2 protein-coding genes and 1 pseudogene are annotated in these 4,113 nt (G+C 69.2%); 2 read left to right on the forward strand and 1 reads right to left on the reverse strand.

The features are described 5' to 3' along the window. The first annotated feature begins 24 nt into the window (after window positions 1–24). Window positions 25–2,223, forward strand: a complete 2,199-nt coding sequence (locus tag Q0716_RS00750; protein WP_299018615.1) for an exonuclease domain-containing protein — start codon at window positions 25–27, stop codon at window positions 2,221–2,223. A gap of 33 nt (window positions 2,224–2,256) precedes the next feature. Here the strand turns inward: Q0716_RS00750 and Q0716_RS00755 are convergent, their stop codons facing one another. Beyond that, a complete protein-coding gene (locus tag Q0716_RS00755; protein WP_299018617.1) occupies window positions 2,257–3,717 on the reverse strand; it encodes a DUF294 nucleotidyltransferase-like domain-containing protein in 1,461 nt (486 codons plus the stop codon). Window positions 3,718–3,826: 109 nt separating this feature from the next. Here Q0716_RS00755 and Q0716_RS00760 point away from each other — a divergent pair. Further along, a pseudogene (locus Q0716_RS00760) lies at window positions 3,827–4,113 on the forward strand (cation acetate symporter); the annotation flags it as partial.

Here is a 4,113-nt window from a genome sequence, read left to right on the forward strand (position 1 = left end):
GCGTGAGTTGCTGGAGGACGCGCGGTGAGGCGCCGCATCGACCCGCGCTTGTGGTGGCTGTTGGCGGGGGCGGCGGGCGTATCGCTCGCCTGGCTGGGGGTGACGATCGGCTTGATCGCCGTCACGCTCGAGCCCGAGGCACGCGCCCGCATGCTCGACTTACTGGGCGATCGTTGGGGCTTCGTGGGGCTGATGTGGCTGCTCGGCATGATGGCGGTCGCCTGGGGGCTGCAGCGCGCGTTCGACGTCGGGGTGGTCCCGTGGCGGCGCCTGGCCGAGGAGGCGCGGGTGCTGCTCACGGCCCAGGGGGCGCCGGCGTTGCGCGAGCGTGGGCCGGCCGAGGTGCGGCAGGTGGCACGCCTGTTCAATCAACTCGTCCAGCAGCGCGAGGCGCTGCGGGCACAGGTGGACGAGCGCGTGCGCGAAGCGGCGCGCGGCATCGAGCAGGAAAAATCCCGCTTGGCCGCGCTGATGTCGGAGCTGACCCAGAGCGTGGTGGTGTGCAACCTGGACGGACGTATCCTGCTTTACAACAACCGGGCGCGGCTGCAGTTTCGGGCGCTGTCGCAGGCCCCGATGTTGGCCGGCGGGGCCGAGTTGATCGGCCTGGGGCGCTCGATCTACACCGTGTTCGAGCCGGCGTTGATCGCGCACGCGCTTGAGCGCATTCGGCAGCGGATGCGCCGCGGTGCGGCGCATCCGAGCGCCCAGTTCGTCACCGCGACGCGCGGGGGGCAGTTGTTGCGCGTGCAGGTCGCGCCGGTGCGTCAAGGCGAAGGCTCGGCCAACGGTGCCGACGAGCTGGCGGGCTTCGTGCTCGTGCTCGACAACATTACCCGCGAGCACGAGCAGGCCGCGGCGCGCGAGCGGCTGTGGCTGGACTTGACCGAGGGCAGCCGTCGCTCGCTGGCCAATGTGCAGGCCGCGCTGGAGGTGCTGGAGCTGCCGGACGCCGACCCGGCGCTGCGTGAGCGGTTGTCGCAGGTGGTGCGCGAAGAAGTGCAGGCACTGGGCGAGCGCGTGCAGCGTTTGGTCGCCGAGGGGGTCAACACCTGGGGTAGCCAGTGGCCGATGGAGGACATGTTGGCCGCGGACTGGGTCGCGGCGATCGCGCGCCGGCTGGCCGATGTGCCTGGGCTGCAGGTGACGGTCGGGGCGGTCGATGGCGACGCGTGGCTGCGCATCGAGAGCTACTCGCTGATCCAGGCCGTGGTGTATTTGGCGCGGCGGCTGCACACCGAGGCGGGCGTGACGGCGCTCATGCTGCGGCTGCAGCGGGCACCGTCGGCAGGCCAGCGGCCAGGCCCTCAGGTACATCTGGACTTGGTCTGGCGGCCGTCGGGCGACGCCGCCGTCACTGGCTTGCTGGGGTGGGAGATCGATCCCATGCGCGTGGGCGACGGGGGGGGTACGGCCAGCGTGCGCGACGTCATGGAGCGGCACAGCGGCGCGTTGTGGGTCGAGACCGACACGGCGGCCGGCGAGGCGTTTTTTCGCCTGTTGCTGCCCGCGATCGAGTCTGCGGACAGCGCCGACGCGGCTGCGCTCGTGCGCACCGAGAGCCGGCCCGAGTACTACGATTTCGACCTGTTTCGCTCGTCCGCGGCAACGCAGGCGCTCGACGACGTGCCGCTGAGCGCCTTGGCGTACACGGTGTTCGACACCGAGACCACCGGGCTCAACCCCACCGAAGGGGACGAAATCATCCAGATCGGCGCCACCCGCATCGTCAACGGCAAGCTGCTGCGGCACGAGAGCTTCGAGCAATTGGTCAACCCGCGCCGCTCGATCCCGCGCGAAGGCATTCCCATCCACGGCATCACGCCCGAGATGGTGGCCGATCAGCCCGACATCACTCAGGTGCTGCCGGCCTTTCATGCCTTTGCCCGCGACACGGTGCTCGTCGCGCACAACGCGGCGTTCGATATGCGATTTTTGCAGCTCAAGGAGCGGGCCACGGGCGTGGTGTTCGACCATCCCGTGCTGGACACGCTGCTGCTGTCGGCGGTGGTGCACCCGGCCCAGCCCTCGCACCGGCTGGAGGAAATCGCTGCCCGCTTCGGTATCCCCGTCATTGGGCGCCATACCGCGCTGGGCGATGCACTGGTCACGGCCGAGGTGTTCTTGCGCCTCATCCCCCTGCTGGCCGAGCAGGGCATTCACACGCTGGGGCAAGCGCGCCGCGCGTCCGAACGCACCTACTACGCGCGGCTGACGTATTGAGGCGCGCGCAGTGCCGTCGGCTCCGGCATCCCGTCAGAAGCGGCCGGCCAGGTAGCGCTTCTCCAACACGCCCTGCAGGTCTTTGACGACGCCGAAGGCGTCCTTGAGGTGACGGCGTTCCAACTCGGAGAGCTCGTCGAGCCGCAGGTAGTTGTCCGCCGGCTGGCCAGCGGCCATCAGACGCGCCTGGTGCTGGATGCGCAGGCCGCTCAAGAAGTCCAGGGCGTCGATCAAATCGCGCGTGCGCTCGGCCGTGATTTCGCCGCTACTGGCAGCGGCCTGCAGGCGCTCGCGGGTGCTGACGGCGGTGATGCCGCCTGCGAGCGCGTAGATGCGCGCCAGGTCGATGATGGGCACGATGCCGCTGTGTTTGAGGTCGATCGTGCCCTCATGTTCACCGTGGCGAATGGTGTGGATGCCGCCCAGCCAGCCCAGCGGGGGTTGGTGCGTGAGGGCGTTGCCCACCATGTGCGCCAGGAAGATGCGCTGGCCTGGCGTGCGCTGCAACACCTCGGCCCTCAGGGTATCGAGTAGCTCGCGCGCGCCGTGCACGAAGCGCTGGTCGAAAAAGACGCAGGTCAGCATCAGCGCCTTGGGCTCTGGTCGCTCGATCCAGGTGTGGAAGTACTCGCGCCAGCGCGCCAGCGGCTGCCGCCAGGTGGCGGTCATGGCCATCATCTCGCCGGGGCAATAGACATAGCCACAGGCGTCGAGCCCGTCGCACACGAAGCGCGCCAGTGCCTCGAAGTACGCGCCATGCTGGGTGGCGTCGACGTCATCGGCCAGGATCAGACAGTTGTCTTGGTCGGACTTGGCGGTTTGCTCGTTGCGCCCCTGCGAACCCGCCGCCACCCAGGCATAGCGGACGGGGGCAGGGCCCAGCCGCGCCTCGGCCAGTTGCAGCAGCCGCGAGGTCAGCGCATCCGTCATGGCCGACACCATGCGTCCGATGGCGTGCGCACTGACGTTGGCAGCCACCAGCTGGCGTTGCAGCTGCCCGATGCGCGCGGCCGTCTCCACCAACCCCTCGACGCTGTCCTGCCGGTAGATGGCGCCGGCCAGGTTGACCGCCGAGTTGCTTTGCTGCTGCTGCAAGTCGGTACTGGAGATGAGCCCGACCACGGTGCGGCCATCCATCACGGGCACGTGGTGGATGTTCAGGCGCGCCATGAGCAGCAGCGCGTCGAAGGCGGGCGCGCCGATGTCGATGGTCTGCGGGTCGAGCGTCGCGATCTCGATCACGGGTCGATCGGGGGATAGCCCGACGGCCAGCACGCGGTTGCGCAAGTCGCGGTCGGTGACGATGCCGAGCAGCTCGCCGTCGCGCACGACGAGTACCGAGGAGGCGTGCCGCTCGCGCATCGAGGCGGCGGCGGCGTGGATCGTCGTCTCGGGGGGCACCGTCAGCGGCGGCTGGCGCAACAAGTTGCGCACGGGTACCGAGGCCAGGTGGATCGAGTCGTCGGGGGCGTGTGGCGCAAGGGCGGTGTCCATGGGGCAGGGCCGAGTCGCGATCATGGGATACTACACCCGCCGAGGCCGAGTCCCCAGGGCGTCGGTGCCAGTCGCCTTGCGCTGTGTCAAGCCACCCGCAGGTGCTTTCATGATGTCCACGCTGCCGCCCGACCCCCAGTTCCGCCGCACGCTCGATCGGCTCTACGGTCGCTTCACGCTTGGATTCGTGGGTTTCGTGCTCGTGCTCGGCTGGCTGGAGTATCTGGGCTGGTCGCGCACGGCGATCGGTCTGACGTTTTTGCTGGCCACGCTGGCGGTCTACGCCACCATCGGCTTTCTGACGCGCACCATCGACCCCGTCGAGTACTATGTGGCGGGGCGGCGCGTGCCGGCGTTCTACAACGGCATGGCGATCGCCGCCGACTGGCTGTCGGC

Origin of the sequence: uncultured Tepidimonas sp. (assembly GCF_938045175.1) — a bacterium.
GTDB lineage: Bacteria > Pseudomonadota > Gammaproteobacteria > Burkholderiales > Burkholderiaceae_C > Tepidimonas.